This window comes from Komarekiella delphini-convector SJRDD-AB1 (assembly GCF_014831675.1).
Classification (GTDB): domain Bacteria; phylum Cyanobacteriota; class Cyanobacteriia; order Cyanobacteriales; family Nostocaceae; genus Komarekiella.
The window spans coordinates 1-15,238 of sequence record NZ_VJXY01000088.1; the positions used below are offsets into that span (position 1 = coordinate 1).

Annotated in this window: 12 protein-coding genes and 5 pseudogenes; 8 read left to right on the plus strand and 9 right to left on the minus strand. The window is 42.4% G+C overall.

Going from position 1 to position 15,238, the window contains the following annotated elements; translation table 11 throughout:
* The 5 genes and pseudogenes from FNW02_RS39305 to FNW02_RS40355 all read right to left on the minus strand — a co-directional run.
* Positions 1–200: pseudogene (locus tag FNW02_RS39305) on the minus strand (IS1/IS1595 family N-terminal zinc-binding domain-containing protein); the annotation flags it as partial.
* A gap of 15 nt (positions 201–215) precedes the next feature.
* Positions 216–992, minus strand: a complete 777-nt coding sequence (locus FNW02_RS35440) for an endonuclease (RefSeq protein WP_191762178.1) — start codon at positions 990–992, stop codon at positions 216–218.
* A 9-nt stretch (positions 993–1,001) separates the two neighbouring features.
* Entirely contained in the window at positions 1,002–1,373 is a 372-nt protein-coding gene (locus FNW02_RS35445; RefSeq protein ID WP_191762179.1) for a trypsin-like serine peptidase, read from the minus strand.
* A 241-nt stretch (positions 1,374–1,614) separates the two neighbouring features.
* A pseudogene (locus FNW02_RS35450) lies at positions 1,615–2,407 on the minus strand (IS5 family transposase).
* Between the two features lie 513 nt (positions 2,408–2,920).
* Positions 2,921–3,403 (minus strand): annotated as a pseudogene (locus FNW02_RS40355) (transposase); the annotation flags it as partial.
* 1,008 nt (positions 3,404–4,411) lie between these two features.
* On the opposite strand from FNW02_RS40355, the gene FNW02_RS35460 reads away from it, so the two are divergent.
* Both FNW02_RS35460 and FNW02_RS35465 read left to right on the plus strand, forming a co-directional pair.
* On the plus strand, positions 4,412–5,575 hold the full coding sequence (locus tag FNW02_RS35460; RefSeq protein WP_191762180.1) for a glycosyltransferase family 4 protein: 1,164 nt from the start codon (positions 4,412–4,414) through the stop codon (positions 5,573–5,575).
* A 76-nt stretch (positions 5,576–5,651) separates the two neighbouring features.
* Positions 5,652–6,839 carry an RNA-guided endonuclease InsQ/TnpB family protein gene (locus FNW02_RS35465; protein ID WP_191762181.1) on the plus strand — a complete coding sequence of 396 codons (1,188 nt, stop codon included), beginning with the start codon at positions 5,652–5,654 and terminating at the stop codon, positions 6,837–6,839.
* 43 nt (positions 6,840–6,882) lie between these two features.
* On the opposite strand, the pseudogene recD2 reads toward FNW02_RS35465, so the two are convergent.
* Positions 6,883–8,875, minus strand: a pseudogene (gene recD2, locus FNW02_RS35470) (SF1B family DNA helicase RecD2); the annotation flags it as partial.
* A 405-nt stretch (positions 8,876–9,280) separates the two neighbouring features.
* Here recD2 and FNW02_RS35475 point away from each other — a divergent pair.
* Positions 9,281–10,109, plus strand: a protein-coding gene (locus FNW02_RS35475) for an IS5 family transposase (protein WP_225226167.1) whose coding sequence is annotated in 2 segments (ribosomal slippage) — positions 9,281–9,987 and positions 9,986–10,109 — 831 coding nt in all. Because the reading frame shifts where the segments join, the coding sequence is not laid out codon by codon here.
* A 197-nt stretch (positions 10,110–10,306) separates the two neighbouring features.
* Complete coding sequence (locus tag FNW02_RS35480; protein WP_191762182.1) at positions 10,307–10,702, plus strand: helix-turn-helix domain-containing protein; 396 nt, start codon at positions 10,307–10,309, stop codon at positions 10,700–10,702.
* A gap of 641 nt (positions 10,703–11,343) precedes the next feature.
* On the opposite strand, the gene FNW02_RS35485 is transcribed toward FNW02_RS35480, so the two are convergent.
* The 3 genes and pseudogenes from FNW02_RS35485 to FNW02_RS35495 form a co-directional block, all read right to left on the minus strand.
* Positions 11,344–11,943: a Uma2 family endonuclease gene (locus FNW02_RS35485; RefSeq protein WP_191762183.1), complete on the minus strand. Its 600-nt coding sequence runs from the start codon at positions 11,941–11,943 to the stop codon at positions 11,344–11,346.
* A gap of 122 nt (positions 11,944–12,065) precedes the next feature.
* Positions 12,066–12,560 carry a hypothetical protein gene (locus FNW02_RS35490; RefSeq protein WP_225226169.1) on the minus strand — a complete coding sequence of 165 codons (495 nt, stop codon included), beginning with the start codon at positions 12,558–12,560 and terminating at the stop codon, positions 12,066–12,068.
* Between the two features lie 242 nt (positions 12,561–12,802).
* Positions 12,803–13,099 (minus strand): annotated as a pseudogene (locus tag FNW02_RS35495) (hypothetical protein); the annotation flags it as partial.
* A 106-nt stretch (positions 13,100–13,205) separates the two neighbouring features.
* Here FNW02_RS35495 and FNW02_RS35500 point away from each other — a divergent pair.
* The 4 genes from FNW02_RS35500 to FNW02_RS35515 all read left to right on the plus strand — a co-directional run bounded on the left by FNW02_RS35500 (position 13,206) and on the right by FNW02_RS35515 (position 15,136).
* Positions 13,206–13,556 carry a hypothetical protein gene (locus tag FNW02_RS35500; protein ID WP_225226171.1) on the plus strand — a complete coding sequence of 117 codons (351 nt, stop codon included), beginning with the start codon at positions 13,206–13,208 and terminating at the stop codon, positions 13,554–13,556.
* Between the two features lie 296 nt (positions 13,557–13,852).
* Positions 13,853–14,614: a hypothetical protein gene (locus tag FNW02_RS35505; RefSeq protein ID WP_191762184.1), complete on the plus strand. Its 762-nt coding sequence runs from the start codon at positions 13,853–13,855 to the stop codon at positions 14,612–14,614.
* 183 nt (positions 14,615–14,797) lie between these two features.
* On the plus strand, positions 14,798–14,944 hold the full coding sequence (locus FNW02_RS39310; RefSeq protein WP_225226172.1) for a hypothetical protein: 147 nt from the start codon (positions 14,798–14,800) through the stop codon (positions 14,942–14,944).
* A 42-nt stretch (positions 14,945–14,986) separates the two neighbouring features.
* On the plus strand, positions 14,987–15,136 hold the full coding sequence (locus FNW02_RS35515; protein WP_191762185.1) for a hypothetical protein: 150 nt from the start codon (positions 14,987–14,989) through the stop codon (positions 15,134–15,136).
* The last annotated feature ends 102 nt before the right edge of the window (positions 15,137–15,238 follow it).

Consider the following 15,238-nt stretch of genomic DNA (forward strand, 5'->3'; position numbering starts at 1 on the left):
TTTTAACTCTTGATATCGCCCGAAATCCCGAACCATTAACGTACATTTCTAGACATTCGGTTTTAATATCTTCTGCATATCCTTTCTGATCATAAGAATCAATAAACTGACGTTTACAATTGACACAGATGTAATGCAAGTTTACCTCGTTGCTTTCCATTCTTCCGAATGTGGGTTGATGCACACCTTGGACATTTCATAGCGATCGCTCTCATTCATATTTCTATTCTGCAACGCCCAAACTTCTTTTCTTCACGCTTACCGCATTTATCGCGGATGCTTTCTCCAAAATCTGGAAAGTCAAAAAATGGTACTTTACCACGAAAACTGTTGCAATCTGGTTTGCAAGCAAAGAGATGATGCAAATCACCACGCATAGGTTCGCGCCTAGTAAACCAGGACTGCGGTACTACGTGTTCACAGTTAAAAGGCATACTTGCTTCTAACAAATCAAGTTGAGCCGCTCTCTGTTTCTCGTTTATAGCTGACTCTGTTGTGATGCTCTCTTGAAACCGTCTAATGAGTTCCTCAATTTGAAACGCCTCTCGAATGAACTCTTCTGGCTCAAACTCGTTTCCAGAGTAAATACTTGGCAGCTTTAAATTTCCCGGTCGCAGGTCAACAAATGGATACAAGTGCGTGCTTGGCTTATACTCTAGCCAAGTAGTATGTGTCCTCTGAAGCAAGTTGCTCAAACTGTTGAAAAGCTTAGTCCGATTTAGAGAGTCAGGCAAATTACTGTAATATTCCTCTCGATTTTGTCTGTCCTGGTCTTCGTTGTAGTATTCTATGCTACGTCCCCGCTCTAATTCTGATAGAGCTGCTTGAAGCTCCGGGTTTTCCTCAAGAGACCTAGCTTGACCATTTACTGACCGATTTCCGTTTGCTGTAATAATTCCATTATCTAATGGTTGGGTTCGATTACTGCTAATCTGCGAATCGTTGATACCATTGGGTAAAGTGGGTTGCCCTAAACGAACACTTACTTGCAAGAGGAGAGTTCAAGCAGCACTACCATCTGGATTAATTGAAGGCTGCTGTGTAGCAGTAAACACAGAAGGAGACTGAACGGAGTTGCTTTCCAGTTGAGATGGTATATTAAATAGCTGCTCCCTCAAACGCTGTTGTGCTAAAGAAAGATTCTGTTGTCGAATATGCCTAACAAGTCGGCTAATACTTACACCTTCATTAGCTATCCAGTCAATCTTGTCCTCTCCTTGTTCAGGTCTCCAAAGAGTTCCATCCTTAGCAAGAATACATCTTTGCCTATCTCGCCTGGGGACACCTGAATGGTGCAGTGCTACTACCTCCCACTGGTCACTAAAGACAGGGGAACCAGATGACCCTGGTGCTGTGTCCGTCTCGTAGTGCAAGAATTTCTCCAACAAGTCAACTATTTAGTTCTCCCGTAACGCCAACTGCTTTGGCTCACCGTTGGGATGCTTGATAATGCCGGCATACTCACCCTTGAGAATTTTGCCCTCTTCCTCAATTAAGGGGAGCAAGCCAAAGGAGCTAAGTGTATCACCATTAACTGCACGCTCTGCAACCGCTACAAGGCTGTAATCAAGAACTCGCTTAGAGGGTGTTTGAAAAGTTTTGAGGGGTCAAATATTATGCTAATCGCCTAACCATAATGCGGAGCATGGCAAGGTAGATAAACGTCTTTGATGTTTGGGGCAATAACTCATAGTCTCTAACCAATCGCCGGCATCCCATCAGCCAACCAAAAGTTCGCTCAACAACCCAACGTTTCTTGAGCAAGACAAAGCCCTTAGTTTCTTGTGGTCGCAGAACTACCTGCACAACCCAACGACAAAAATTCATTACCCACTGCATAAATGGTTCTCCATCAAAGCCACCATTGACCCAGATTGTTGTCAAGCGTGATATCTTCTAGATTGGAATGTTTGACCAGTTTGAGAACTTGTTGCCCCCCAGAGCGTTCACCCACATTCGCTGCTGTGACTAAGACCCGCAACACTAATCCCAAGGTATCGACGCTCAGAAATCGCTTACGTCCTTTGATGTTCTTACCTCCATCAAAGCCTACTGATTGGCTCACCATTGCCGCACTTTTAACGCTTTGACTATCGATTATTGCCTCAGATGGACTTGGATGGCGTTCCATCTCAATACGAATCCACTCTCTGAGATTGTCATGAATTCTCAGCCAAGTACTATCTTTGCGCCAGTTGCGAAAATATGTGTAGACTGTCTGCCAAGGCGGAAAATCCCCAGATAATGCTCGCCATCTCACTCCTTCTACCAAAATATAGAAAATCGCATTTAGAACTGACCACATATCGACTTGACGCTGGCGACCACCGGGTTTGGCTTCTGGAATCAACTCACTGAGAAATTCATATTGTCCACGGGTCAGGTTACTAGGGTAAGCTTTACTCATGTCGCTCTCTCGGTGCTATTTATGATCTATTCACAGCGTATACTGAGAGGGCTTTTTTACAACACACCAGACTTTTCAAACATCCTCTTAAATGGACTCCCTGAAAAACACCAAAACTGCTCTAAATTAATAGCAGCTAATTTACTGCGTTCGCTTCATCTGTGTGGTGATTCTACTCAGAAGCAAGGTTTTTAGCCGATAAGCAAATAAGGATTTGTAAATATGTACAGAATTTCAATTCAAGTTGTCAATGAATGCGGCAGTGTAATTGAAATAGGATGAAAATACAAGTAGAGCAACTGACCGCTAATAAGCTTTTGTGAGCGAAAGAGTGTTTGCCTTGGCAGGATTTGTCATGTCCAGAAGAGGTTGAAGAACTTACAGAGTAAGAAATAGTTAAAGGCATCAAAAGACACTATAGCGGAGGGATAAAACAGTTCAAGTTGTCTGTAAAGGATTTTATTTTTCCTAGTAAAAAATAAGTCAAACTTAAGTCAAACTAATGACTATATATCCTGATTTCAGGCGGTTTTTAGGTTTAAATATTTCAAACATTAATGGATAAGTAATCCCATCTACTAATCCATAAGTATTTACTGATACTATTCCATTCTCTGTCTTGCCTAAGTTTCTGGTATATTGGCGAGTTACATAATCTGTTGCTTTCCCCTTTTTCTTGTCTCCTGTTTCGTCAATACATAAAATTATTTCTCTTTCCCCAATGAGCATTTTTGTTAGCCAAAGCCTTATTTCTCTTAACTTTTTGACATCCCACAGCGCGTCTCTTAAAAAATGATGTGGTGATTGTCCGTCTTTTTACCCTACTATTTTCGCTATCTCTGATAGCGATTTTGTTCAAATCTCTGATAGCATTCCTAAGTGTAAATACTTAAATGCCTCAAAATGTCTTACATCCTCAAATAATGAATAATAGTGTTGACAATAGTTATCTATGAAGGCGACTTTATTTACTGCTTCTCTGCGTGGTATAACCATCCCCGTTACTTAGTGTTTTGATTTCCTTCCTGATTATACTCTCCCCGTAGTAACAAAAGAGGGCTTAAAATTCAAGATTATCTCAACAACCAACTCAAGCAAACCAAGAAATCGTACAACAATTCGTATTATCAACGCTCTACTCAGAGAATCCAACCGCTAACCTAAGAAGGTTTGGCTACAAGACTTGGTATTAGTGTAGAAACTATACGCGAGCAGCGTAATCAGCTGCACCCACCACTTTTTATAGCTTGGTGTAAGGGGTAGAGCGGGGATGGAGTGGGAATTTCATGACAATACGGGGTTATATCATCCTGTAAGTTAGTTTACTGAACTTTTATTAATCTCCTGGACAAAACTATTGGGATTAAGTCTTTTTATATTTTTCATATGTTAAATTTATTAGTTAATATAATTAACTCGTACCTTATTAGGTGATATTGAGCATATTTTAAACAAATCTGATAAAATAATATTCATTTAAACTTTATAATTATTACTATCTAATAGCAGTTGAGCAAATATTTCGTTTTTGGCATGTGCCTTAGGCTTTATTTTATTAAAAGTATTCAGACTTAATTAGTTGATTATATTTTTTTAACAAATTAAATAAGACTTGTTAATTTTAAAATAAAAATCTAAACAAGATATAATTTCCTGATTTATGTCTTTAGTAAAAATCTGATAGTATTGATTTTCACAATGGTTTTCAATAAGAATTGCATTAGTGGCTAAGCTTAACTTAACTGTTAATAAGCTGTTATCCATCTTCTGTCAGAGTGGGAGATAAAATAGAAATGAGAGGCTGAAACCATTTTATCAAATTTATCAAAAGCGTTTTGAGATGAGAACACTGATAATGTCAAAAATATAGTGTCATTTATGGAGTTTTCACTAACATCATTAGTGGCAATGTGGTCGCTAATTTTAACTTATAAAATATAAATTCTGGTAATTTTTTTGCAGATTGATGTTGATTTATACACTATTTCCACAATATTATTAACTATGAAAATTGCTGTGATTGGTGCAAAAGGTTTACCTCCAAAACAGGGAGGTATTGAGCATCATTGTGCGGAACTATATACTCGCATTGCAGCACAGGGTCACGCTGTAGATTTATTTGGCCGATCTTCTTACACAGCAGGTTCCTGGCTTGAGCATTACGATTTTCAGGGTGTTCGAGTTATTTCCCTACCTGGTGGAAATTTAAGAGGGATAGACGCTTTTATTACCTCGGCACTGGGAGCAATCAGCGCCATAGGCAAGAAATATGATATTGTTCATTTCCATGCTCTTGGCCCATCTCTATTTACTTGTTTACCCAAAATTGCCACCTCTGCAAAAGTTGTAGTTACTTGTCATGGGTTAGATTGGCAACGTGCAAAATGGGGTAGTTTTTCTACTCGTTTAATTCAAATGGGAGAGAAAACAGCAGTACGTTTTGCTCATAAACTAATCGTAGTTTCTAATGTACTCCAATCCTACTTTTGGCAAACTTATGGTGTGAGAACAGTTTACATTCCTAACGCTCCTGCTAATTACGGTGAGTCAAACCCAAATTTTACCTACGGGACTCAGCTTAGTCTGCAACGAAAACGCTACATTTTGTTTTTAGGTAGATTGGTACCGGAAAAGCGTCCTGATTTGCTTGTTGAAGCCTTCTGTGACCTGAAACCTCTTGGATGGAAACTTCTTTTGGTTGGAAGTGTCAGCGATACCAAATCCTTCACCGCAAAACTATTAGAGAGAGTTGCAAAAAATCGAGATATTGTCTTGGCAGGCGAACTTCAAGGAACTCGTCTTTGGGAAATTGTACGAGGAGCAGGGTTATTTGTTTTACCCTCTGATGTAGAGGGACTACCTCTAGCAATGCTAGAAGCTATGCGAGAAGGTATACCAGTGTTGGCAAGTGACATCCCGCCCCATAAACAATTAATTAATGACGAACAGGGAATGTTTTTTGAAACTGGAAATTTAGACTCTTTGATTCGTTCTCTAGACTGGGCGATTTCTCACCCTCAACTGTTGGCAGCAATGGCTCAGAATGCACAAAGGAATGTGCAACTGAATTATACCTGGAATTACATTACTGCTAACAACTTAAGACTGTATGAAACTCTTCATATAGCACCCCAAGGAGACTCCCGCTACAACGAAGTTTGGCGGTGAGCGACGAGTGAGTAATTAGACTTTGGTGCATAGCAAGATATACGTGCTTTACAGGATTTATAGTAAAATGTGAAGTATGGAAAAAGCCTACCGCTACCGTTTTTACCCAACTACCGAGCAAGAACAAATATTGCGCCGGACAATTGGTTGTGTGCGGTTGGTTGTTAACAAAGCCTTGGCAGCGAGAACCGAGGCTTGGTATGAGAAGCAAGAACGAACCGATTACGTTCAAACTTCTGCTATGTTGACGCAGTGGAAAAAGCTTGAAGACCTGCAATTTTTGAATGAGGTTAGCTGCGTTCCACTGCAACAAGGTTTGAGACATCTGCAAACTGCGTTCACTAACTTCTTTGCAGGTAAAGCGAAATATCCCAACTTCAAAAAGAAACGCAGTGGCAGCAGTGCAGAGTTTACCAAGTCTGCTTTCCGGTGGAAGGATGGACAGGTCTACTTGGCTAAGTGTGCTGAACCATTGCCGATTAAATGGTCTAGGCAACTTCCCAAGGATTGTCAACCCACAACCATCACGGTTAGACTTGAGCCTTCTGGGCGCTGGTTCCTTAGTTTGCGGATCAACGATCCAATAGATGAAACCATGCAACTGGTTGACAACGCCGTGGGGTTGGATGTTAGGGTGAGTAGTCTTGTTACTCTGAGTACGGGTGAGAAGATTGCTAATCCTAAAGCCTTCGGCAAGCACTACCAAAAGCTGCGGAAGGCGCAAAAATCCTTGAGTCGAAAACATAAAGGCTCTCGCAATCGAGACAAGGCAAGACTTAAAGTAGCTCGTATTCAAGCAAAGATTTCCGACTCCAGGAAAGACCATCTGCACAAACTGACAACCCGACTGATTCGTGAAAACCAAACGATAGTAGTTGAGGATTTGGCAGTTAAGAACATGGTCAAAAATCCCAAACTGGCTCGTGCTATTAGCGATGCTGCATGGTCTGAGTTGGTGAGGCAACTGGAGTACAAATCCAAGTGGTATGGTCGAAACTTGGTGAAGATTGGCCGATGGTTCCCCAGTTCTAAACGCTATGGACATTGCGGTCACGTTGTTGAAAAGTTGCCGTTGAGTATACGAAAGTGGGATTGCCTTAACTGTGGGACGCATCACGACCGGGATGTTAACGCAGCTAGAAATATTTTGGCCGTGGGACACACGGTGACAGTCTGTGGAGCGAACATAAGACCTCTTGGGCATAAATCTAAAGGGCAGTTGCGAAAAACCCGTAAGGGTAAGAAACAGAAACCTGAATCGTGAGGTTTAGGAATCCCCCGCTACACCTTCGGGTTAGCGGTGGGAGGATGTCAATCAAGTCTGCGTAATCATAAATGACAGTACGCTCTCCATACTGCACAGCGACTTCCTGCTCAACGGTGTCAATGCTTTGGATAATTCCTAAATCCCCGTTAAATACCTCTCGGTTATAGTCATTGGTCAGTTGAATGATCCTATCGCCCTCTGGCAGTAAATTTCCACCCCTGGTAATTTCCACCTTGTCGGGGCTGGGTGGATTAATCAACTGCTGCAACACAGTGTTGAGATTACGAGTTCCCACAAGTCCTCGCGTCATGGGACAAAGCACTTGAACATCAGTCACCGGGTTAAAACCAAGTCGAGGAATCAGGTCAGTAATCAACTCGCAGATTGCTTGAACACCATGTTCAGGCTGATGTCCGCCGCCGTGCCACAGACAATCAGACACGGGATTATCACTTATTGGCTCGATTGTGGGATACTGCCCAAGATTAATTTGGTGGGCAGCAGTGATAATTGCGCTGTGCTGGGCTTGGCGAAAGACCTGGGTTAACCGCACCACTGGCACACGACCAGAATTTATGAGGTCAGCGAGAATTTGACCTGGGCTAACCGATGGTAACTGATCGATATCTCCCACTAATAATAGTTGTGAACCAACAGAGATCGCCTTAACTAAGGAATATGCTAGAAACAAATCAAGCATACTGGCTTCATCAGCAATAATTGCATTGTGGGGTAAGGAATTTTCGCTGTCGCATTTAAAGCCCATTGTTTTGGGGTCGAACTCTAAGGTGCGGTGTATGGTCTTGGCTTCGAGTCCTGTCATCTCATTCAAACCTTGAGCAGCGCGTCCGGTGGGTGCAGCAAGGGCGATAGATTTACCCATCGCTTTCCACAGAGAGACTATGGTGTGGGTGGTGAAGGTTTTCCCGCATCCAGGCCCGCCTGTCAAAATGAGAATTGGAGAATACGCAGCCATCTCTACAGCTTGCCGCTGCTGCTCTGAAAGTTGGATTTTGCGACTGTTGGTAAAGCGGTCGAGCCAGTTACGGACACTAGGCATATCCTGTTGAACTGGTTGGCTTAATCTAGATTGTATTAATTGAGCAAGGTTCTGTTGTATGAAAGTAAGTCGGTTTGTAACATAGCAGCGTTTGGTCTTCGCTTTTCTCGCGGATTAAGTCGTCCTTGAGTGCCATGTCTTTGATTATGTCAGTTATTGTATCTTCTGTAGGTTGATGAGATTCTGTAGTCAGCAGTTTAATGACATTCTCAATTAGTTCAGGCTGAGGCAAGTAGCAATGTGCATCGGCAGCAGCTTCACCCAAAACATGAATTAAACCAGCACGGTAACGAAACTCACTATCCGGTGCAACTCCCAAATTAAAGGCAATTTTATCAGCTGTCAGGAAACCAATACCGTAGATGTCAGTAGCTAACTGGTATGGGTTGCTGGTGACAGTAGCGATTGCATCATCCTTGTACTGTTTGTAAATTTTCACCGCCTAGGTGGTAGAAACACCATGACTTTGGAGAAACACCATAACTTCCTTGATGGCTTTCTGCGTTTCCCAAGCGTTTTTGATTAAGGTAATCCGCTTTTTGGTAATGCTCTGAACTTCAATTAAGCGCTCAATTTGGTTTTCGATGATTTCAAGAGTTTCTAAACCAAAGTGTGCAACGATGCGTCTTGCTGTGACAGGCCCTACGCCTTTAATTGAACCGCTCCCCAAATATTTTTCAATCCCGGTGAGTGTAGCGGGTAAGGATTCTCGATAATTAACAACTTGGAATTGCGGGCCAAATTGGGGATGATCACGCCAAAAACCAGTTAGTTGCAGAGTTTGCCTTGGTTGAATATTGGCGAAACTGCCGACGATAGTGGTTAAATCTTTGGACTTAGGACGTACTAGACGCGCCACAGTATACCCCGACTCTTCTGAATGAAAGGTCAAGCGTTCTATTACTCCAGTAATGATTTCATACTGTGGAGTAGGGTTAACTTGTCGCTGAGTAGAAGTAAGAGAAGTGGACATTAGTTTGTTTGTGCAAAAATGCCTTGTGTTGTCGTTACGGCAAAATATTTACAGTACAAGCATTAATGAGCAATTGTTTTAGTACATATATACTAAAATGTCATTGCTTGTTTCACGAACAAGGAAATACGAATTATCACCAAGATATTTTGGAGGAAATTCGGAAGTTGAACGCCGTATCAAATTAAGTCTTTGGAGGTGCGATCGCAACAAAAAAGCTTCCGCTTTGAAGTGACAATAATGCGATTAATTAGTTTTAATTAATTCGCCTCCACATTGTTAGTGGAGGCTTCTCGCCAAGATAAATGAAAACATTATAATAAACTATTTTCCATTAATTTGTCTTCACATTGTTAGAGGATGTCTGAAAAGTATAAAGTTTAGCTCGTGCGCTAGAGTGAACACATGAGCAGAAAAGCATACGATACTGATGTGACACAGAGAGAATGGGAAATTATTAAGCCGTTAATTCCGATTGCGAAGCCTAGTGGTCGTCCACGCCAAGTGAATATACGAGAAATCATTAATGCCATCTTTTATATTCAACGCAGTGGCTGTGCTTGGAGATTACTACCCCATGACTTTCCATGCTGGAAGACAGTTTATGATTATTTTCGAGATTGGCGGATTGCGCTCGTATGGCAAGGGATGCTCAAAGCTATTCGTGAGCAAGTGCGCTCATCAAATGGCAGACAAGATACACCAAGTGCAGGCATTATAGATGCTCAATCGGTGAAAACTACGGAAGTTGGTGGAACAGAACGTGGTTATGACGGTGGTAAGAAGGTCAAAGGACGCAAGCGGCATTTATTAGTTGATACTCAAGGATTTTTGCTAAAAGTCAAGGTACTAGCCGCAAATAGTGCAGACCAAGAAGGTGCTAAACAATTACTAGCAGACATCCAACAACAGTTTCCACGTTTAAAGCATTTGTGGGTTGATGGCGGATACCGCAATACCTTTGTCACCTGGGTTAAAGAGCAGTTGGGCTGGACAGTTGAGCGGGTTCAACATCCCAATGCAGGCTCTCGTCGCCGCATTACTGCTCCTGGAGTAGAACCTGCTCCAATCGATCGCAGTTTCCAAGTTATCCCTCGCCGATGGGTAGTAGCGAACACTCGGTTGGTTAGGACGGTATCGACGCTTGAGCAAGGATTATGAGTATTTGCCAGAAACTGAAGAAGCCTTCATCTACTCAGCCAGCTTACGTAATTTACTTCGTAGATTGGCATAAATTTTACTTTTCAGACATCCTCTTATACCAATTCTGTATGAAGATGCGCCAAACTACGTCAAACTTATAGATGGGTGCATTTAGTAATTTTGTGATGAGTCGTCCATTCCAAATCGAGATTTCACAGAGAGAGCCAAGAAGAATTGGAGAAAGGTCTTAGATATGCGACAACGGCAAGCAGCAAAGAAAGATTGCAAATGCTTTATTGGCTCAAGAGTGGTCAAGTCAGCAGTAGGCGTAAGCTTGCAGAACGTTTAGGGCATGATGAAGCAACCATAACTCGTTGGCTGAGAAAGTGTAAAGATGAAGGATTAAGGGGCTTGCTTGAACTCAAACATGCACCTGGAAAAGTCCCGAGTATCAGTGGAAAGGACTTAGAACGCTTAAAAAAGCGGTTGCAGGAACCATCTGGGTTTCAAAGCTATGGTCAAATTCACCAATGGCTCAAGAGTGAATTAGGGCTTGCTGTTGCGTACAAAACAGTCTATGAAGTTGTTCGCAACCGTTTAGGTGCGAAGTTGAAAGTGCCTCGTCCTCAAAGCACGAAACAACATCCAGAAAGTCTATCTCACTTAAAAAAAAACTGCCTCTAGCATTCAAATTCTTGCAGGAGGAATTTGGAGAAGGGAAACGATTGAGGTATTTGTGCCAGGATGAAACACGTTTAGGATTAAAGACAATCGCAGGACATTTAATTACAGCTAGAGGCGTTAAACCTGTGGGTTTAAGTCAATTGCAACGTGAAAATTTTTATTTATACGGAGTTGTAGAACCCTTAAGTGGATACAGCTTTTTCTATGAGTTCCCCTACCTCAATGGTGATTGTTTTCAAAACTTCTTGGATTTACTGTCTGCTGACCTTGGTGATGATATCGCGGTTATCCAGTTTGACCAATTTTGTTTCGCGCAAAGGCGCAGCGAAAAGTTCTGTTCGCGTAGCGTCTCCGTCAGGAGAAGGAGGGTTAGCCCGACCTAGGAAACTTTTCAAGACAAAGACACAAAGATAAGAGTTTTAAAGACTTGATTTTGGAATTTAATACTTTAATGCAGCAACGCTAAAAATACACCAATGGTAAAGAAATAACACTAGAGACAGCATGGCGCTGGGAATAGGAGCGGGTGCTGAATTACGCCAGCAGATGAAAGCGATCACCACTCTTTTAGGATGTGAAAATGTGGGGTAACGCTCCATCGATGGGATTATTTGGTATTCTCGTCAGAAAGTTAGCCACCCTCAAAAATTAATGCGACGATAGATTTCAGTCAGAGGAATTTCTACGTTTAAACTGTGCAGAACGATCACTCGCTCAAGGTTAGAGTGAACTTGCCATAGCCAGCGATCATTATTATTACGATCCAAGTTGTGATATTGCTCAATGTAGGGTTCAGTTTGGCTCACAAGAATATATTCACAAAAGCTAACAACAGAGCGATATTTTCTGAACTTTTCGCCTCGGTCATAAGCTTCGGTAGAGGGCGATAGAACTTCGACAATAAGCATTGGATTGAGAATTTCATCATTACGATTGCCATTCAACTCTGGTTCACCATTAACAACCATCAAATCGGTATAAGTCCCACACTGATATTCAGGAATCCAAACTCGCAAGTCGCTGTTATACAAACGAAAATCGGTGTCTCTCAGTAAAAACCCTAAGTAAATTAAGAAGTTGCTGGCAATCGCACTATGAAATTCCGAACCTCCCGACATAGTAATAATCTCTCCGTTGCGGTATTCATGGCGTTCTGGGTTTGTTTCTTCCATAGCCCGATACTCATCTAACGTCAGGCGAGTTATTATCACATCTGGGGGACTGGTTTGAGCAAAGACCACAATCAACCTCTTAAAGAATTAGCTCTAAAACTATTATCAGCAAAGGAAAGAAGAATTGCCAATTTCATGAGATCGTAACAATGCCCTTGCGCGAAGGTGTACCTGCCCGTCGGAAGTTATCGCTACTCATTCCAATCAACCAACACCCCATCTACAATCGCAACACCCCACTGTGGAAACTTCGCTAAAAGCTTCTTGATCACAATCTGCAACGCCGGATCATCCCAACACTCGTGCAAGAAGTCAAACCCCGGATGCTGCCCGGAATTCCCCGCAACTTTGAGTTTCTGCATACGTAGAGGTCGTACATTTGACCTCGCTACAATCGCCTCATGCGACCATTTTTCAGAATTTGGTTCTTGTTTTAGAGAATCTGGTTGCTGATTAAGAGAATTGGCTTTCTCCCAAAATTCCTTCATCCGACTGCTATGCAAATTCTTCACCATCCAGCTAGCCGTTTTCCTACCATCTTGAATCGACTTATCGGGTTTGAAAATGAACAGTTCACTTTCAGATGTAATTTTCTTCGTACAGATAAAAATACTGTACCCCAAAGCAGAAGTTAGCGGCATCCATCGAGAACCGTAAGGGTCGGCCGTCCAGCATTCTTGCCACAATTGCGTAACTGATGGCTTTTGCTCTTAAGCCCACAACATATCTTCAATCGGAATGATCACATGAAGTCTTTTATATGGTGATTGGGGTTTACTAGCAGCAGCCTTTTTGGGTTTGGGTCTTGTAATCGTTGCAGTCATCGTCAAATCTCCTGTTTATTTTGACGCACGGAATTTTCCCTACAGCAATTGCAGGGTTTAGTTTGATATTCGCTTGTCTAAAAAGTTACGGATATACTGAAAGCCTATTGAGGTTGCCAGAATCGCAACTCGTCTCGGAAATACCTGTCAGTTTTCTTGGACTCGTTTCGCCAATGATCCCAAGCAACTACCAACTCTTCGCCCAAGTCCTCTACAACTTCACCTCTCTCGACATACAAAGTACGGTATGGGTCAGCGTGAGCAACGATAGAATCGAGTCCAATAGTGTCTGTGTCTGGTCGAGAGGATGCGTTCTGGAGTGCGGTAATTAACTCTGTTTCCTCATTGGTCAATTCCGTCCAGTAGTCTGATTTAATCACTTCGTACTCTTGGGTCGCTGCCCAAGACCCCCTGACATCTCGCAATCGCCGCATCATTGGCGAGATTATCAAAGTCAAGCCCGAATCAGTCCGTACCATCTGGATAGAAGGCGGAATCACCGTATGGGTGCAGTTCGTAGATGGCGGACGCCTACCCTTTGATCGCGGCTGGTTCGCAAAAAGAGTACAACAAGTAAAAGTAACACTTCCTGAAACACCACGAGAACGCAACGAGCGCCTGCATGAGGAATTGTCAATAGCTTGCAACAAGTTTGGGATTCAAATGGGGCAGGTTGACTGGTTATCCTTCAGCACCAGACTTTATCGAGATAAACAGTGCATTGGATTAGTTGGGTGTAATCAACAAGGATTGTGGTATGCCAGACGTACTCAACTGGGCTGCAATCAGTTTGCCCACTCCGCAGAGATAGCGGTGGCATCCTTGGGAGTAAGAGTGAAAGCAGCAGTCGCGGCTTAGTTCCAAAGTGAGAAAGGCGATTGCTAACCGAGAGGATATGCAATCGCTCCTACAACGAAATTTCTGACAATCAAAATAATGCCACATTCTATTGATGAAGAACACCACCTTGAAGATGAACTCCAACTACTAACACTACAAGAATTAAGAACACAAATAGAAGCATAAATTCAAAAACGCTTGTACCAAATTGACTTACTGACACAGGAGCTAAAAGCAATTCCTGGCACTGTCATAAATAGCTAAGTCGAACACTATCCAATATCAACGCAATTTTGAGCAACAACAACGCAATTATGGAAACAATCAAAATCAACAACAGCGTCTTTCTCATCCCTCCATCGCAGCCTAAACTGCAAGCAAACTGTGCAAAAGAATACGGTCAGTTCCTTCTTGATTGTCCGCCAAAACTTACCATCTTGGAGGCACAAGCCGGAGGTTATCTCAAGGGAAGTAAGGCAGACTTCGCTATTGCAATCTCACGCCCTGACCGTCTACTCACGATCAACGAGAACTTCACCAATGAGCCGTTTACCGAACTGTGGGTGATTCCGGTTGCTGGCGGACTTAAAGACCAGTTTAAAGGGCCAGCCTCAATGCTGCTGAGTTTTTTGATGCATCGCCGTAGTAAGGATTCATTCGCTGGACTTTACAAGCATTTCGCTCATCGCGCTTTTCAAGCCTGGTGTGAAGAGGGTATGCCGGGAGATCCAAAAGAGTTTTGTTATGGCGCGATCGCTTCGGTACTCAAAAACTACATTTTCGCTGCTGAATTCCAAAAGGTTGAAGGGGCGCTAGGAACCTACTGGTTTATTCAGTGGTCGTATCGTAACCCGCAGTCTGACTTTGAAAAGGACGCGCTCGTTGCGGCTGAAATGATTCGTAGCGGCGCGGAGTCTGGGGCAATACTCAATTGGGTGACGAATGATACTTACGAGAGGTGGGCATCCAACGCGATTGTTACCGCACCTGCATTACCTGCTGTATCGGAAACAGAGGCAAGAGCATCTTTACAAGCTCAAAATCAGCAAGTATTGTCACAAGGAAAGCGGAAATAGTAATTAAATTTGGAATTCGTATTTAACCACCTTTACGAATTCCGAACTACATCACATTATCACCACTCTTATTAGCAGCAAAATCAGTCAATGAAAATCAGTACTGTTTCAATTAGTTATTCTAGAAAGTTCAATTTAGGCAATTACGAATCTCTCGAAGTAGGCTGTTCTCTCTAGGCACAAGTGGAAGATGAAGAAGATGCAGACGGCGTAGTTCAATTTTTGTATCACCAGGCAAAAGCAGCCGTGAAAAGTGCAGCAATGCCCGTAATTAAAGCTAACGAATTTCAAATCAGGAAAGCCAAAACGAACACGCAAAGTGGTAATTGATGAAGGCGGTACAGAGTTAAATAATTTTTAAGGTAAAGACAGATGAAACAGCTAACAGGTTCTATATCCATTGCTGCATTACCAGCATCTACTGCGGCTTGGAGTAAAAAAGAACTGCTGGAAACAATCGATTGGCTCCAAAAAGAGGGAGCAGCAACCGAAACTAATAGTCTGCCAAGGCAATTTTGCTAGGTTAAATGCTCGGATATAAACGCTGCATTTTTTTACGTGCATCCTTGGTTTTAAAACCCCAATAGACGCTGGCTTTTTTTTGATTGCGTTCTTTCTCCCAAG